The organism is Clostridioides sp. ES-S-0001-03 (assembly GCF_020676075.1).
In the GTDB taxonomy this organism is placed as follows: domain Bacteria; phylum Bacillota; class Clostridia; order Peptostreptococcales; family Peptostreptococcaceae; genus Clostridioides.
Genome location: NZ_JACVWJ010000004.1, coordinates 347,025 through 364,300, shown reverse-complemented (window position 1 = coordinate 364,300; position 17,276 = coordinate 347,025). Strand labels below are relative to the sequence as shown.

13 protein-coding genes are annotated in these 17,276 nt (G+C 28.2%); 11 read left to right on the top strand and 2 right to left on the bottom strand.

All coding sequences use genetic code 11. The annotated features are described in order from the left end of the window. Positions 1-3: 3 nt before the first annotated feature. The 10 genes from IC174_RS10590 to IC174_RS10545 all read left to right on the top strand — a co-directional run bounded on the left by IC174_RS10590 (position 4) and on the right by IC174_RS10545 (position 13,041). Complete coding sequence (locus tag IC174_RS10590; RefSeq protein WP_227432496.1) at positions 4-528, top strand: hypothetical protein; 525 nt, start codon at positions 4-6, stop codon at positions 526-528. 264 nt (positions 529-792) lie between these two features. Further along, a complete protein-coding gene (locus tag IC174_RS10585) occupies positions 793-2,109 on the top strand; it encodes an ABC transporter substrate-binding protein (protein ID WP_227845603.1) in 1,317 nt (438 codons plus the stop codon). 98 nt (positions 2,110-2,207) lie between these two features. Then, a complete protein-coding gene (locus IC174_RS10580; RefSeq protein ID WP_227432497.1) occupies positions 2,208-3,125 on the top strand; it encodes a carbohydrate ABC transporter permease in 918 nt (305 codons plus the stop codon). A 15-nt stretch (positions 3,126-3,140) separates the two neighbouring features. Next, on the top strand, positions 3,141-3,950 hold the full coding sequence (locus IC174_RS10575; RefSeq protein ID WP_227432498.1) for a carbohydrate ABC transporter permease: 810 nt from the start codon (positions 3,141-3,143) through the stop codon (positions 3,948-3,950). Between the two features lie 54 nt (positions 3,951-4,004). Further along, positions 4,005-5,753 (top strand): DUF4091 domain-containing protein, encoded by a 1,749-nt coding sequence (locus IC174_RS10570; protein WP_227482874.1) that lies wholly within the window; start codon positions 4,005-4,007, stop codon positions 5,751-5,753. Positions 5,754-6,015: 262 nt separating this feature from the next. Continuing rightward, entirely contained in the window at positions 6,016-6,987 is a 972-nt protein-coding gene (locus IC174_RS10565; protein WP_227482873.1) for a glycoside hydrolase family 5 protein, read from the top strand. Positions 6,988-6,991: 4 nt separating this feature from the next. After that, positions 6,992-9,295 (top strand): glycosyltransferase, encoded by a 2,304-nt coding sequence (locus IC174_RS10560; RefSeq protein WP_227482872.1) that lies wholly within the window; start codon positions 6,992-6,994, stop codon positions 9,293-9,295. Between the two features lie 10 nt (positions 9,296-9,305). Next, positions 9,306-10,382 (top strand): hypothetical protein, encoded by a 1,077-nt coding sequence (locus IC174_RS10555; protein ID WP_227482871.1) that lies wholly within the window; start codon positions 9,306-9,308, stop codon positions 10,380-10,382. Positions 10,383-10,398: 16 nt separating this feature from the next. Further along, positions 10,399-11,817 carry an MBOAT family O-acyltransferase gene (locus tag IC174_RS10550; protein ID WP_227432503.1) on the top strand — a complete coding sequence of 473 codons (1,419 nt, stop codon included), beginning with the start codon at positions 10,399-10,401 and terminating at the stop codon, positions 11,815-11,817. Between the two features lie 15 nt (positions 11,818-11,832). After that, positions 11,833-13,041 (top strand): alginate O-acetyltransferase AlgX-related protein, encoded by a 1,209-nt coding sequence (locus IC174_RS10545; RefSeq protein ID WP_227482870.1) that lies wholly within the window; start codon positions 11,833-11,835, stop codon positions 13,039-13,041. A gap of 58 nt (positions 13,042-13,099) precedes the next feature. Here the strand turns inward: IC174_RS10545 and IC174_RS10540 are convergent, their stop codons facing one another. Further along, positions 13,100-14,488 (bottom strand): cation:dicarboxylate symporter family transporter, encoded by a 1,389-nt coding sequence (locus IC174_RS10540; protein WP_227432505.1) that lies wholly within the window; start codon positions 14,486-14,488, stop codon positions 13,100-13,102. A gap of 338 nt (positions 14,489-14,826) precedes the next feature. Here IC174_RS10540 and IC174_RS10535 point away from each other — a divergent pair, with 338 nt between their 5' ends. Beyond that, positions 14,827-16,161 carry a CoA-disulfide reductase gene (locus tag IC174_RS10535; protein WP_227482869.1) on the top strand — a complete coding sequence of 445 codons (1,335 nt, stop codon included), beginning with the start codon at positions 14,827-14,829 and terminating at the stop codon, positions 16,159-16,161. Positions 16,162-16,320: 159 nt separating this feature from the next. On the opposite strand, the gene IC174_RS10530 is transcribed toward IC174_RS10535, so the two are convergent. Then, entirely contained in the window at positions 16,321-17,238 is a 918-nt protein-coding gene (locus tag IC174_RS10530) for a ribonuclease Z (RefSeq protein ID WP_227432507.1), read from the bottom strand. Positions 17,239-17,276 lie beyond the last annotated feature (38 nt).

Genomic DNA, 17,276 nt, shown 5'->3' with positions numbered 1-17,276 from the left:
TATATGAAGATAGATTTAGAAATGATTGAACTATTTGATCAGTTAGAGGAGATATTTAGAAGTGCTTCTACAATTCCGTTTTCTCATAAATGCACTGTAGATAAGGATGAAGTTTTAGCAATAGTTAATGATATAAGAACTTTAATACCAGAGGAAGTAACACAGGCAGTCTGGATAAATAAAGAAAGAAATAAAATAATAAGCCAAGCTAAACAAGATGCTACAAACATAGTTGAACAAGCACAAAAAGAAGCTGAAAGAATACAGCAAGAATATCAAGAAAATATAGAAGAATTAAAGAAAAATTCTGAAGATGTAGTAAAAGCCTATGTAGAGTCAAGTGAACCTGTTGTTCAAGCAGACCAAAGAGCTAAGGATATAGTTGATAGGGCTGAAAGAATAGCCAATGAGATAAGAATTGGTTCAATTGAATATGCAGAAGATGTGCTTTCTAGTGTTGAGTATAATTTAAAAGAAATATTAGAAGAAATAAAAAGAGATAAAGCTGAACTTAGACCTAAAAAATAAACTTTTTTAAGTAGATGAAAACAGACCATATAATTATATGGTCTATTTTTTGTGTTGTAATTTAATAAAAGAGACTTTCAAATTAAAAATTTCACTAAAAAATTCTAGTTTATTTTAACTATATTGATTGCCATAAAAAATAAAATTAAAAATGGCACTATAGAAAAAAACTATAATAAAAAAAAATATATAGAAAAAACTGATTAGACAAGAAATACATGCTTTGATAATATTTTAAATGGAGTAAAATTATGTAGAATTACAATGAAAAAAGAAAAACCAAACAAGATGGAGGGAATTAAGGTGAGTATGTTGAAAAAATTGTGTTCACTAGCTATGGTGGCAATTATGACTACAACACTTATAACAGGGTGTTCAAGTGGTAGTGGAAAAGATGCAAAAAAGGATGGGGAAAAAGAAAAGCTAGTTCTTTGGATGCCACCAGTAGAAGATAATATGAAGGAAGTTTGGGACCCTATTTTAGATAAATTTGAGGAAAAAAATAACTGTGAAGTAGATTTACAGATAATTCCTTGGGAAAATTATTCAGAAAAATTTGCAACAGCCATAAGTGCTGATGAAGGCCCTGATGTTGGATATATGTATGCAGAAATGTATCCTCAGTTTATACAAAGTGGAGCAGTAGAAGATTTAACTGACTATGCAACTAAAGAGGATAAAGAACAATCTATTTACATAAAAACATCTGAAATGATGGGTGGAATGTATGGAATGCCATTCCAAGCAGCAAATCCAGGTGTATTATACTACAACAAAGATATTCTAGATAAAATAGGAGAAAAACCTCCTAAAACATGGGAAGATTTTAAAAGAATCTGCCAAAAAGCAACAAAGGATACTGATGGCGATGGAAAAATAGACCAATGGGGATTAGCTCAAGGATGGGGAGCTAAAACTTTTGGTAACATGAACTGGAACTGGTATCCATATTTATGGCAAGCTGGTGGAGATATATTTAATGATGATTTAAAATCAGTTAAATTTAATGATAAGAGTGGTTTAGAAGCAGCTAATTTCTTAAAAGAATTACAAGCATATGTACCTGAAGATTCTTTATCTAAAGATAGCAATGAAATGATAGAAAGTGTATTTGGACCAGGGAAAGCAGCCTTTACTATAATGTTGTCTTCTGCTGCAACAAGTGTATTTGATAAGTCATTCCCAGATTTAAATTGGGGATTTGTAACTGGTTTAGAAGACAAGAAAGCTGCAACTTTTGGAGCAGTAGACCATTTATCTTTAATGTCATCAGCAAAAGATAAAAAACTTGCATATAAATTAATACAACATATGTTAAGTGTTGAATCAATGACAGAATTCCATAAAGCGATACCAAGAGCACCAATAACAAAAGGGGAACCATATCAAGGTGATGAAAGATTTAAAGCAATGGTTGAAAATGATAAGGATGTATATAGACCATTGGTAGTAGGACCACATGGTGTTGAAATATATGAATATTTATGGAAAGAACTTCAAACTATGATTTCAGGAGATAAAACTCCAAAACAAGCGTTAGATGATGCTGCAAAATATTCAAATGATTTATTAGCACAATAAAAGTTTAAGGCTGTAAGATGTTATAAAATACTTTACAGATTAAAATTAGCATTGTATTTATAAGTACAATGCTAATATTTATATTGGAGAGGATAAAAATGAATAACTTAGTTAGAGAGTTTGAAGAAAATTCAACAAGAAAAAAATTAAAATTAAATATTAAACCATATATATACATATTACCATTGGGCATAATTTTAGTGGCATTTTATGTATTACCAATAATAATGTCAATATACTTTAGTTTTACAAAGTACAATATTATTAGTCCAGCAACATTTATAGGCTTAGAAAATTATAAAAAATTATTTACAGATGAGACATTAAAAGTATCTATTATAAATACGATTAAATTTGCTATTATAGTAGTACCTTGCCAGACTATTTTATCGTTGATTTTGGCAGTTTGGATTACAGGAAAAGGAAATAGTAAAATAGCTTCATTTGCTAAAGGAGCTATATTTATACCTGTATTGTCGTCTATGGTTTTGATTGGTATGGTATGGAGAGCTTTATTAAATGGAGAAGGTTCAATTATATATCAATTGTTAGGTGCTTTTGGAATAGAATCATCTAAACTTTTGGGAGATAGTAAAACAGCACTTCCTACGCTTATGTTTATATCTATGTGGAAAAATATAGGATATTTTATGGTAATTTATATTTCAGCTATAATGAATTTACCAAAACATTGTTATGAGGTAGCAAAGGTTGATGGAGCTACAAAACTTCAAGAATTTATGAAAATAACAGTTCCACTACTAAAGCCAACTACAATAATGGTTGTGTTTTTAGGAACAATATGGTCGTTACAAGTATTTGACTTGGTTTATACTGTGACAGGTGGAGGTCCAGGGATATCTACTATGAGTATAGTTATGCATGCATTTAACTTAAACTTTAAAAACTTCAATTCTGGATATGCAATGACTGTAGCAAATGTATTATTTTTGTTGATAGCAGTAGTTTCAATTTTACAAAATAAACTTGTAAAACGAGACAGTTCAGATTTTTAGAAAGGTAGGTATAATATGAAAACAACAAAGAGATTATTGAGTGATGGGTTGCTATTATTTATAGCATGTGCAAGCTTAGTACCATTTATATACATGTTGATAATATCATTAAAGGTAACATATAATTCGTACAATTTGGATATATCTTTTTCAACAGTAACACTTCAAAACTATATAGATATATTTACTAAAAAAGGATTTACGCAATATTTTTTAAACACAGCCATAGTATCTTTTTCAGGAGTACTGTTAAACTTAGTATTTAGTACATTAGCAGGGTATTCTTTTGCGAAGATGGATTTTAAAGGTAGTGATAAGTTATTTTTATTTATGATAATGACTTTAATTATACCATCTCAGGTTACAATGATACCACTTTATATAATAATGAAACATTTAGGATGGATAAATAGTTATTTGGCTCTTATTATGCCAATACCAACTGCATTTGGTGTATTTATAATGAGACAAGCTATTTTAGGAGTACCAAAAGAACTCTTAGAATCAGCAAAAATAGATGGTTGTTCAGACCTTAGAATTTTAGTACAAATAGTGTTACCTCTAATCAAACCAGCATTAATTACACTAGCTATATTTACTTTCATGGGAGCATGGAATGAGTTTATGTGGCCTCTTATAGCAACAACTAAAGATGCAATGAGGACATTAACAGTAGGGTTATCCACTCTTAAGACATTTCAGATAACAAATTATGGACAAATGATGGCAGGAGCAACAATAACATTTTTACCTCCATTTATTTTCTATTTAATTTTACAAAGTAAATTTGTTGAGGGTGTATCTTTATCTGGTATAAAAGGTTAAATAGTCTAATTTAAAAATACAAAATAAAACTATAGATGCGGAGGAAATTAAACCATGGAAATTTCATATGTATTGAAAGATTGCACATTTAAACACAATAAATACTCAGTTATAGAAGCTGAAACTTGGGAACATAAGGATTTAAATATTGTAGTAGCTAAAGGTGAAAAATTTGCATTTCAAATTATGCTGAAAGCTACAGAAGAATTTAATTGCACAATTGATGGTAGTAGTGCTATATCATGGAAAGGCTTGGGAAATAGAGTAAGATTAGGTCTAAATGTGCCTGATGGATTAGAAAATAATTTTAGTATAAATATATTAGGGTACGTTCAAGATGATACAAAAGCATTTGTAAATGATGCTATTTTGAGAGATAAAGATGTACTAGTGGAACAATATTTGCCTCAAACGTTTTGGATTGAAGGGCAAGTACCTGAGGATTTTTTAGGAAATAAGTTTAATATAAGTATTGATATATTCAAAAGTTTTGGTTATGAAGATGAAGAAAAAGTTTTTACAGTTGATGTGCCTATAGAAGTAAAAAATGTTGTGTTAAAGCCTTTGGACGAAAGTAAATTCTTTTTAGATTTATGGCAACATCCAAGTTGTCTAGCTAGAATGTATAAAGTTGAATTGTGGTCTGATATACATTTTGAGATAATAGATAATTATCTCAAAGAACTAGCATCTTTAGGAGAAAAAGTTGCAACAGTTATAGTTTCAGATTATCCATGGGCAGGTCAAAGTTGTTATAAAGTCTATAAAAATCCATCAAACTTATATGAATACAACATGGTAGGTGTCTCAAAAGATTTAGATGGAAATATCAAGTGTAATTTTGAAAGCATGGACAAGTATATAAGTATAGCTAGTAAGTACAAAATGGCTCAGGAGATAGATTTATTTGGTCTGTTAGGTAATTGGTGTGCTGGAGAGTTTGGAAACCCTATAGAGGGCTATAAAGACCCTATAAGAGTAAGATACTTTGATGAAAAAGACAAAGTGTTTAAATTCATAAATAATACAGATGATTTAAAAGAGTATATAGGATTAGTATTAAATCATTTAATAGAATGTGGTCTATGGGATAGCATCAGAATTATAGCCGATGAACCAAATAATCCAGAGGTTGTAAAAGAGTGTATCAAATTTATAAACTCTACTGTAAGTACTCATCAAGTTAAATATAAATCAGCAACTCATGACCAAAACTTTTTAGATAGAGCTAAAGATGAAGTTGATGACATGTCAATAAATTTAAAACTTACTATTCAAAATTATAAAGATATAGAAAATCTAAAGAAAAAAATGCATGATAAAGGTGGAATATTGACTTGGTTTGTTTGTTGTTTCCCAGAAAAACCAAATAGTTTTATAAGTTCTCCTTTTGTAGAAAATAGAATAATAGGGTGGTACACTTATTATTTTGGTCTTGATGGATTTTTAAGATGGGATTATAATTTATGGACAGAAGACCCTTGGAAAGACGCAAGTTACAAATTCCCTATTTGGAAAGCTGGAGATATGTTCTTTGTTTATCCTGGAAAAGATTTAAAGCCTGTTAGAAGTGTTAGAATGGAAAACTTAAGATTTGGCATACAAGATTTTGAGTTATTTACTATGTTAGAAAAAGAAAAGGGAAGAGAATATATAGAAGTTGAGCTTATGCAAACTCTATTAAATAAAAAAGAAAATGCTGAAATTAAAGGTTTCGGAAATATAGAGCTTGGATATTCACTAGATAATTTTGGATATGATAAGGTCAAAAAACAAGTTTTAGATTTGTTAGATAAGTTATAAAAAATATAAGGCATTATATCGAGAAATAATCAAAGTTATTTTAAGATATACTGCCTTATATTTTTTTAAAAGTATATTTAGAATAAAATTTATAAAGAAGCATAATTAGAGATAACATGATATAATTTAATTTGTTATAATAGGGTACTAATGATATTAAAGCTTCTATAAGATAGACTAAAACTAGTAAAGTAATATTATACAAAAAATAAGTTAGGGGGAGAGGAACATAAAAAGAATAGGTATTAGTATAGCAGCCTTTTTGAGTATAGCTTTTATTGGATTTTATTTTATAATAAGAGGAGATAGTGATAAAGTTACAATGCAACGAGGAATAAACATAGGTAATGCGTTAGAATCACCAAAAAATTTTCCTTGGGATGTTAAAATGTCAAATAAGTATTTTGATGATATAAAAATGGCAGGTTTTGATACAGTCCGTATACCAGTAAGATTTTCTGATTACACCTCAGATTCTAATGATTATAAAATTGATGAAGAATTCTTCAAAAAGATTGATGGGCATATAAAGTATGCTTTGGATAAAGAGTTAGTAGTTGTGTTAGATTTACATCACTTTGAAGACATTATGAAAGAACCACAAACTAATAAAGAGAAGTTTTTAAAAATATGGCAACAAATAGCTAATAGATATCAAAAATATGATAAAAAATTGGTTTTTGAATTATTAAATGAGCCTAAAGAAAGCCTATCTCCACAGTTACTAAATGAATACTTTAAAGAAGCTATAATTATAATTAGAAAAACTAATCCTAAAAGGACAATTATAGTGGGTCCATACAATTACTACCAAATTGATTATTTAAAGGATTTAAATATTCCTAAAAACTCTAATATAGTAGTTTCATTTCACTATTATGAACCAAATGATTTTGCATTCCAAGGAAATATCTATCATAAAGGGTTTGAGAACTTAAGCAATATTACTTGGGAAGGAACAAATGAACAACTTGAGTATCTAAAGAAAAGATTTGATACAGTAGAGAAATGGGCTAATAAAAATAATGTAAAAGTTTTATTGGGAGAGTTTGGAATAACAAAAGAGGCACCAGAAGCTTCAAGAGTAGCTTGGATAAAAGCAGTAAGAGAAGAGGCTGAAAAACGAAATTTTTCATGGGCTTACTGGGAACTTGCCTCTGGATTTGGAATATATAATCAAGTTGAAGGTACTTGGGATGAAGATATATTGAATGCACTAGTAGGAAAGAGGTGATTTGATGAAGAAAAATTCAAAAAAGGTACTTATAACCTTAACTATTATTACTAATATTATATATATATTGTGGAGAATTTTTTATACAATACCTAAAGAAGAAGGGATGTTTGCATTAATTTGTGCGATAATACTACTTTCAGTGGAGTTAATAGGGATGATGGAAATGTTTGTACATTATTATGGAATGTCTAATATTGAGTATCCTGAAAAGCCAATTATAAGTGAAGAACTTTATCCACCTGTGGATGTATTTATTGCAACATATAATGAGTCTGTTGACTTGGTAAGAAAAACAATAAATGGATGTCTTCATATGCAATATCCTGATAAGAAAAAGGTACATATATATATATGTGATGATGGTAATCGTGAAGAAATGCGTCTTCTGTCAGAAAAAATGGGTGTCAATTATATAACTCGAACAGAAAGAGAAGGAGCCAAAGCTGGAAACCTAAATAATGCAATGCAGCATACAAACTCTCCTTTGATTGCTACATTTGATGCAGATATGATACCAATGCATGATTTTTTAATTGATACAGTACCATACTTTTTAAAAAATGAACAGGCTAAAAAAGATGGAGAAAAAGAACAATACGAAAAGATTGGTTTTGTGCAAACACCACAAAGTTTCTATAATCCAGATTTATTTCAATTTAATTTACACTCTGAAGGTAGAATTCCAAATGAACAAGATTATTTTTATAGAGATATTCAATTAGCTAGAAATAAAACCAATTCTGTAATTTATGGTGGTAGTAATACAGTTATTTCAAGAGAAGCTTTAGATGAAGTTGGAGGATTTTATACTTTTTCTATCACAGAAGATTTTGCAACAGGGATTTTAATTCAAAGTAAAGGATATAGATGCTATGCTATTCCAGAAGTACATGCATCAGGATTATCTCCAATAGATTTAAAAAGCCTTATTAAACAACGTGAAAGATGGGCACGTGGATGCATACAGACAGGTAGACGATTGAATATTTTGTTTAGAAAAGGTTTAGGATTTTGGCAGAAAATAAGTTATATTTCTTCAATTACTTATTGGTATGCAAGTATAAAACGCTTTACTTATATAATGGCTCCCATTTTATTTTCAGTCTTTAATGTAATTGTTGTAAAATGCACATTACTTCAAGTATTGATATTTTGGTTACCTATGTATATTTTAAGTAGTTTATCCCTTAAAATATTTTCTCAAAATATAAGAAACACAAGATGGACTAATATATATGAAACTATAATGTTTCAGTCTTTAATGCCAGCAGTAATACTTGAAACATTTGCAATATCTAAGAATAAATTTTCAGTAACCAATAAGAGTAAAGCAGAAGAAAAAAGAATATATAAGGTTTTGCAAGGAGCACCATATTTTATATACATAGTGCTATCTATAATAGGAATCTTAAAGATGTTTATATCAATATTTAAAATGAATTCAATGACATACTCAGTCGTACTGTTTTGGTTAATTGGAAATCTTTTTAATCTTATTATGGCCATGCTGTTTATATCAGGAAGACAACAATTAAGAAAATCTGAGCGTTATGTTGCTGAAATTGATTTTAAACTAAAGCAAAATTCGTACATTCTTTCTTCAAAAACAATTGATATATCAGAAAATGGATTTGCGTTTTTGTTGGAAAATCCAGAGTATATTTCTCCAGAAGAATTTGAGGTAGAGTTTAAAGAAAAATCAGGAAATGAAATATATATAGCTAGTATGAAGGCAAAGATAGTTAATGTTGTGGAAATAAACTCAAAGTGGAAGTATGCATGTTACATTACACACATTGAAGACAATCAATTTGATAATTGGATGTGTATTGTTCATGATAGGGTGCCGACTTTGCCAATGACAATATCTAATCAATTAGGTTTTTTTGATGACTTGCAAATTAATGTAAAAAAACGTATTGAAAAATCTAAAACTTTATCGAGAAGAAGTCCAAGAATTAATACAGATTTCCAAAGTGATATAGAAAATATAGGTAAGGTAAAACTGGTAAATTTTAATTATCAGTATGTATTACTAGGTTTTGAAAATAAAGATATTTATCCTCAAAAAATAGAAATAGAACTTAATGAAAATATTATACTTGAGTGTGATTTATGTGAAGGTAAAGCCGATATGAGGGGTGTTTTATACAAAGTAAATAATATTGATAGTATAATGCAAAATTTATTTTTAAGGGAGGAAATGATGGAGTGGATATTACAACATAAAACAATTATAATTTCAAAACCTAATGAAAAGAAAGACGAATGCACAGATGAGTTTGAGCCAATGAAATATATTTAGGAGAGATAAAATGAAAATTTTAAAAGTGTTTTTGTGTTATTTAAAATATTTTATTTTAGTGTTTATTTTTTTTATAAACAGTACTTTTACAAGTTCAGGAATAAGTAATAAAAATTTAGATTTATCTTTTAAAAAGGTGGAAAGTAATTTAAGTGCTAACATTATACATGAAAATACAAGTATAAAAATAGAGACAGATAGTTCTAAAAATAATAAAGAACGTTATCTATATATTTATAAAAATATAAAAGATGACTGGAATGTATTCCATAATTTTTATATTGAGATTCAAAATAAGAATAAAAGTCCTCAGCGAATTAATTTAAACATACAAAGTAAGGATACGCTTGACTTTAAGTTAAAAGAAGGTAGCGAAATATTTATTGAAAATCAAAATATAATATATTCAGATAAAATAAAAGATGGATGCATAGATATACCAGGTGAGTTTGAGGGAAAAATTTATGTGAATTTTAGCAGTTTTATAAATGATAAAAATAATGTCATGTTAGATTCAGATGTTCTATCAGATATTAACGGGTGGGGAATCACATTTATTCCATCTAGTGAAGAACATAATGTTATTACTATAAGAAAAGTATCTTTACTTTTAGAGAAGCAACTTGAATCCTTGCATAATATTAAAATAATTGGTGATGAAGAAGTACAAATACCTGTATTGGGTCAAAGTATAAGTCAATATAAAGTGTCAGGACTGGAACAGAGTTCAAAAATTAAGTACTCATTTGTAGAAAAACAAAACAATGTAAATATATCTCAGGAAGGTAAATTAACATTAAATAATGAAGTACAACCTGGAGAAATTATTTTAAAAGTTAATGTTGATGACAAGTTTAAAGTTGGAAAGAAGATAGTATTGACTCAGTCTTGGAGTATTAATCAAAAAGATAAAGATGGTGTTCCGTATACCTTAGTATCACCTAAACAATCACCAACCGTACAAAATATGAAAACAGTAAATGCTATGAATAATAGTGTAAATTTTATTCGCATTTTATTTATATCCTTATTAGCAATATGCTTAGGGATATACTTATATTGGAAAAAACACTTAAAAACTGAGTAAAGAGAGGAGGTATAACATGTTATTTTCAAGTTTGATTTTTTTATTTTATTTTTTGCCAATAACTTTGGTATTATATTATTTATTTAGATTTAATCGGACAATCCAAAATATGATATTACTTATTGTTAGTTTATTTTTTTATGCCTGGGGAGAGCCGAAATTTGTTGTTATTATGATAGCTTCTATAATAATGAATTATATATTTGGTTTGATAGTAGACAGATATAGAAAAAGTAAAGTAAAAGTAAAGATTATTTTGATTTTGATGTGTATATATAATATAGGTGTTCTATTTATATTTAAATATCTAGCTTTTGCACTAAGAAATATTAGTTCGCTTATTAACACAGAACTTGCGATTCCAAGCATTGTTTTACCTATAGGTATTTCATTTTTTACCTTTCAAGGAATGTCTTATGTTATAGATGTTTATCGTGGACATGGAGAAGTTCAAAAGAATCCTTTTTATGTAGGATTATATATAGCTTTTTTCCCACAATTAATAGCAGGGCCTATAGTTAGATATGAAAGTGTTGCAGAACAAATTCATAACAGAAAAGAAACATGGAATAAATTTTCTATTGGAACATGTAGGTTTATAACTGGTTTAGGTAAAAAAATATTAATTTCTAATAATATGGCAATAGTAGCAGATTATATTTACACTATGAATAGTCAAGGTTCAATAGCTACATCGTTGGCTTGGCTTGGTTCAATAGCTTATACTTTACAAATATTTTTTGACTTTTCTGCGTATTCAGATATGGCCATAGGTTTAGGTCTTATGTTTGGTTTTAAATTTGAAGAAAACTTTAATTACCCATATATTTCAAAATCAATTTCTGAGTTTTGGAGAAGATGGCATATTTCTTTAGGAATGTGGTTTAAGAGTTATATATACTTTCCACTTGGTGGTTCTAGAGTTTTAAATAAAGACATTATGATTAGAAATATGTTTATAGTATGGTTATTTACTGGAATATGGCATGGTGCAGAATGGACATTTGTGATTTGGGGGATTTTGAATTTTGTTTTTTTAATTATAGAGAGATTTATAATGTTTGAAAAGATTGAAAATCATAATCTCATAAAACATATTTATACTTTACTAGTAGTAAACTTTGGATGGGTACTGTTTAGAGCTCCAAATTTAAATGAAGCATATAACTATTTTAAAGCTATGTTTGGTGCAAGTGGAGTTATGTGGAGTGACTATACATATATGTTCTTGAAAGAATATTTGATTTTCTTTATATTTGCATTTATTTTTAGTGTACCTATTGCAAAAAAAGTTAATAAATTTGTTGTTGAACAAGCTAAATACAGTACATTATTTAATTTATTTTATCCAATTTGTTCTATTTTATTGTTCTTTATTTCTGTGACATATTTAGTAACTGGAAGTTATAATCCATTTATTTACTTTAATTTTTAGCTGAGGAGGAAAAGTATGAATAGATTTTTTAAAGTAAGGCTAATAACTACAATTATATTCTTAGTTGTTTTATTCACCTTCTCTATCTCTAATATCTGTTATTCTGGAAAAGATATGATACAAGAAATAAAAAAATCAATTAATGATAAGAATAGTTTAAAGGATACTATATCGTCTATTGATAATACAGTAAATGACAAAGTGATATATAAAAATACTTTTATTGAAACTTATGGATATTTGCAAAAACTAATGGGTAAAAATGAATTTTCAAAGTTTAGTGTTGTGAAAGATACTTCTGGCAAAATGCATTACACATATTTTGCTAAATCTCCAAATCAAGTTGATTTATTGTCAGACAGAGTAAGTAAGTTCTCTAAGGAAATGGATAAACAAAATACTAAATTAGTTTATTTAATGACTCCAGATAAATATATAAAAGGAGTAACACAGTTTCCTAAAGGCATACCTTATTCCTATAGTAATGAGACAGCAGATAATTTTTTAAATGAACTAAAAAATGATAATGTTGACTATATAGATTTTAGAAAAAATATTTTAAAAAGTGGTATTTCAAAAGATGAGTTATTCTTTAAAACAGACCACCATTGGAAAGTAGAGACTTCTTTTTGGGCATTTGGAGAATTGATTGAACAGCTTAATAAAAAATATAACATGAAATTAGATGAAAATTATTATTATAGAGATAAAGAAAACTATAATTCGATTGTATATCCTAGGTCATTTCTTGGTTCTATGGGAAGGAAGACGGGAATTTTATATGGTGGAATAGATGATTTTACACTAATTTATCCTAAATTTAAGACGAATTATACATACTATACAGATTCTAAATCTCAAAAATTTGAATTAAAAGGAAGGTTTGAAGAGAGTTTGATATTATCATACCCTTTTAATGCTGACCTTAATTTAATGGATGGACAATCAGATAAATATTTTACATACTTATTGGGGAATCGTCCACTAGTTAAAATTAAAAATATAGAAAATCCAGAAGGATTAAAAGTGTTATTTGTTAAGGACTCATTAATTGTACCAACAGCAGCATTCTTTTCTTCTGTTTGTTCAACTATGGATATGATAGACCCTAGATACTATGATGGAGATATATTAGAATATGCAAAGTCTCAAGATTATGACTTTGTTTTTATATCTGTATATCCTCAAAACCTTACAAAAGAATTTTTTCCATTTTGTAAATAAAATAAAAAATAAATGGCTAACTTTGTACTATGTTAGCCATTTATTTTTATAATATTTTTTAAGAAATGTTTTTCTTATTGAATACTTCTTTATCGACTTTTCCAAGTGACTTACCTACAGTAATTGAAGATACCATAGCACCATTGACATTTATCATTGTACGTCCCATATCTAGTATAGGGTCTATTGCAAGTATTCCACCAACTAGTGGGAAATAAGAGCCAAGACCTACTCCAGAAATAACAACTGAAACAGCTATTGTAGCAGTTCCTGGAAGACCTGCTATTCCAAGTGAACTAATTGTTATAACAATTAACAGCATAACATAAAAACTGATATCCATATTTACTCCAGCCATATTAGCAAGAGTAACAGCCATTAAAGCAGGATATATGCCAGCACAACCATTCATACCCATGTTTGCACCTAAACTTGCTGTAAAGCTTGATACACCCTCATCAACTCCGTGATTTTGTACTAAACTTTCTATTGTAACAGGTAATGTTCCCAAACTAGAACGTGAAGTAAATGCTAGAAGTAGAGCTTCAGTTGAATTTTTTATATAAGTAATAGGATTTAGACCATTTAAAGTTATAAAAATTAAATGTATAACAAATAATATTGCAACTGATATATAAAGAGCTAATATAAAATATAAAACAGAAATTATTGAACTAATACCTTGTGAAGTTATTGTATTAGCAAGTAGTGCAACTACAGCATAAGGCATAAATTTGATAACAGTCATAGATACACTAACAATTATTTTGTAAGATGCTTCTATAAAATCTATAAATGGATTTATAGTTTCAAAATGTTTTTTACTTAATCTCTTTACTGAGGTACCTATAAATGTAGCAAATATTATTGTAGCTACAATATTTCCATTTGCCATAGCCATTACAGGATTTGATGGTAATAATCCTCTTAAAGTATCTACAAGAGAGTTTATTTCCTTAAGCTCTTGATTTCCACCTAAACTGGATAAATCAGCTCCTACTCCTAATCTCATCGTGTTTGCAACAACAATTCCAACAATTGCTGCTATAGCCGTAGTAATAAGGAGCATTCCTAAAGATTTAAATGTCAAAGTTCCAAGGTTATTATCTTTCATGTTAATAATTACTTTTATAATTGATAAGAAAACTAAAGGTATTACTAACATTTTTAATAAGTCCATAAATCCAGAACCAAATAAACTATACCATTTGCTTACTTCTTGTAACCAAGTAATTTGAGTTGTATCAGTAGGAAAACCAGCAAAAGCTTGAATAATAATTCCCAATATAAGACCAATTATTGTAGCATATATTGTTCTCAATGAAAATTTGATTTTTTTCTTTTCAAATTGTCTAACAATAAAAAATATACCTATAAGTAATAATATGAAAAAAATCGTTTTAAAATCTGTAATCATAAGAAATTGTGATAAGAATGAGTTTTCCAATATTTTTTCTCCTTTGTCTAAAAATAAATTTTTCTAAGCTTAAATGATATCAATATATTAAAAAAATGTCAATATTATATCACAATTTACCGAGATAGAATAAAATAATTTAATTTATCAAAATATGATTAAATAGATGAAAAGGGGGTATAATATATGTTTAAAGACTTTGAATTAGATTAATGGATGTAAGAACAACTTTTATAAAATTTGATTTCAAATAAAAAGATGTTAAAAAAATAACTAAAGTTATCATGAAAATATATACATAGAATAGATATTAAATGAAAAGTTTAAACTAAGTAGAGAAATTAATTAGACGTCTAAGGAGAGATAAAATGAGAGTAATAATAATTGGTGGTGTTGCAGCTGGTATGAGTGCTGCAGCGAAATTAAAAAGAATTAAACCTGAATACGAGGTTGTAGTTTATGAAAAAACTGAAATAGTGTCTTTTGGAGCTTGTGGGTTGCCATATTTTGTAGGTGGTTTTTTTGATGATGCTAATGATTTATTGGCAAGAACACCTGAAAAACTTAGAGAATCGGGCATTGATTTAAATATATTTAGAGAGGTTGTTGCAGTTGATACTAAGTCTAAGAAAATAAAAATAAAAAATGTAAAAACAGATGAGATATACGAAGATTACTATGATAAATTGATGATAGCAACTGGGGCAAGAAGCATTCTGCCTCCTATAAAAAATATAGATTTAAAAAATGTTTCTACACTAAAAAGCCTATATGATGGAGAATATCTAAAAAAATTATTAAGTGGAAAAGAAATAAAAAAAGTAACAATAATAGGTGCTGGATTTATAGGATTAGAAGCAGTTGAAGCATGCAAAGAATTAGGTAAAGATGTACATGTAGTTCAATTGGAAGAGAGAGTATTACCACAAGTATTTGATAAGGAAATTACAGATGTCTTAGAGGATGAAATAAGAAATCACGATGTAAAATTGCATTTGGATGAGATAGTTGTAGAATTGTCTGGAAAAGATAAAGTGGAAAAAGTAATAACAAATAAAGGCACAATAGATACAGATGTTGTGATAATTGCTACTGGTGTAAAACCTAACACGGAATTTTTACAAAATACAAATATAAAAACATTAAAAAATGGAGCTATAGTAGTTGATGAATATGGCAGGACTTCTGTTGAAGATATATATTCTGCTGGTGATTGTGCAACTATAAAGAATATAGTGAGTAATGAAAATGCATATATACCTTTAGCAACTGGAGCAAATAAATTAGGTAGGATAGTAGGAGAAAACTTAGCAGGTAAAGAAGTCTCTTATCAAGGTTCTCTATCCTCAAGTTGTATAAAGGTTATGGATATGGAGGCTGCCTCAACTGGAATTACAGAGAAACAAGCTAGTGATTTGGGATTAAACTTCAAATCCAAATTTATTTCTGATTATAATCAAACTCACTATTATCCTGGAAGAAATAAAATATATGTAAAACTTATTTACGATGCAGAGACAAAAGTTATTTTAGGTGGACAAGTAGCTGGTTTTAAAGATGCTGTTCAAAGAACTAATGTGTTGGCAGCTGCTATCTTTGGAAAAATGACCACAAGTCAACTTGGGATGTTAGATTTATGTTATGCTCCACCATTTGCAAGAACCTGGGATGTATTAAATGTAGCTGGAAATGTATCTAAATAATTTTATCTAAATAACTATTAATAATTAAGTAACTATTAATAAATTAAATAACAGTAATAAATATTAAAGGAATGAGTTTACCCTAAAATAATTTTATCTAAGGTAAGTTCATTCCTAAATTTTTATTAAGTATAATTTTTACTAAAGCTGTAAAATTAATTATTCATCAAAATTTAAGTGTAAGCTAAGTCTATCTTCACCAATAATCGTATTTTCAAAAACATTAGTAGCATTTTCTAAGTACATGTTAGGCATATCTAATGATGGGCTAAAGTGTGTCAATAAAAGTTGCTTAACATTTCCTAGTTTTGCAAGGTTTGCAGCTTCTCTAAAAGTCATATGCTTATTTTTGACAGCTTTTGAAATATCTAAATCATCACCATACATAGCTTCACATATAAATAAATCGCTATCTTTTATAAAGTTAGGTATTGAGTCTATAGGTCTTGTATCTGTTGTAAGACTTACTTTAACTCCTTTTCTTGGTTCTCCTAAAACCATGTCTGGAGTGTATTTTTTTGAATTTAAAACTACACTTTGACCATCCTGAAGATTTTTCCATATTGTTTTAGGAACTTTATTTTGAGTTGCTTTATTTATATCAAATTTAGGATTTCGTTTAAAATTAAAACTGTATCCTATACACTCTATAGAGTGTTCTAAATGGATTGTTGAAATCTCTATGTTTTTCAAATACTCATTATCTAAAGAAAAACTACCTTGAGGATTTTCTATAATTTTTAAAGTATAGGGTATGTACTCTACTAAATTTCTCATAGAACGAATACAATCAATTATTCCAATAGGACCAACTATAGTTAAATCACTTGTACGACCGCTATTTCCAATCGTTGATAGAAGCCCTAAAAGTCCAAATATATGGTCACCATGTAAATGTGTTATACAAATCAAGTCTATATCTTTAAAGCCACATTTTTTCAACTTCATAGATACTTGAGTGCCTTCACCACAATCAATTAGTATTTTTCTGCCTTTATAATTCATGAATACAGAAGACAAAAATCTATGTGGCATGGGTACATTTCCACCACATCCAAGTAAAGTTAAATCTATCATTTTTTCCCCTTTCTAAAATTAACACAAATCTGTTGTTT

Coding starts and splice junctions, on each gene's coding strand:
- IC174_RS10590 (WP_227432496.1), top strand. CDS start 4: ATGAAGATAGATTTAGAAATGATTGAACTATTTGATCAGTTAGAGGAG.
- IC174_RS10585 (WP_227845603.1), top strand. CDS start 793: ATGAAAAAAGAAAAACCAAACAAGATGGAGGGAATTAAGGTGAGTATG.
- IC174_RS10580 (WP_227432497.1), top strand. CDS start 2,208: ATGAATAACTTAGTTAGAGAGTTTGAAGAAAATTCAACAAGAAAAAAA.
- IC174_RS10575 (WP_227432498.1), top strand. CDS start 3,141: ATGAAAACAACAAAGAGATTATTGAGTGATGGGTTGCTATTATTTATA.
- IC174_RS10570 (WP_227482874.1), top strand. CDS start 4,005: ATGGAAATTTCATATGTATTGAAAGATTGCACATTTAAACACAATAAA.
- IC174_RS10560 (WP_227482872.1), top strand. CDS start 6,992: ATGAAGAAAAATTCAAAAAAGGTACTTATAACCTTAACTATTATTACT.
- IC174_RS10555 (WP_227482871.1), top strand. CDS start 9,306: ATGAAAATTTTAAAAGTGTTTTTGTGTTATTTAAAATATTTTATTTTA.
- IC174_RS10550 (WP_227432503.1), top strand. CDS start 10,399: ATGTTATTTTCAAGTTTGATTTTTTTATTTTATTTTTTGCCAATAACT.
- IC174_RS10545 (WP_227482870.1), top strand. CDS start 11,833: ATGAATAGATTTTTTAAAGTAAGGCTAATAACTACAATTATATTCTTA.
- IC174_RS10535 (WP_227482869.1), top strand. CDS start 14,827: ATGAGAGTAATAATAATTGGTGGTGTTGCAGCTGGTATGAGTGCTGCA.
- IC174_RS10530 (WP_227432507.1), bottom strand. CDS start 17,238: ATGATAGATTTAACTTTACTTGGATGTGGTGGAAATGTACCCATGCCA.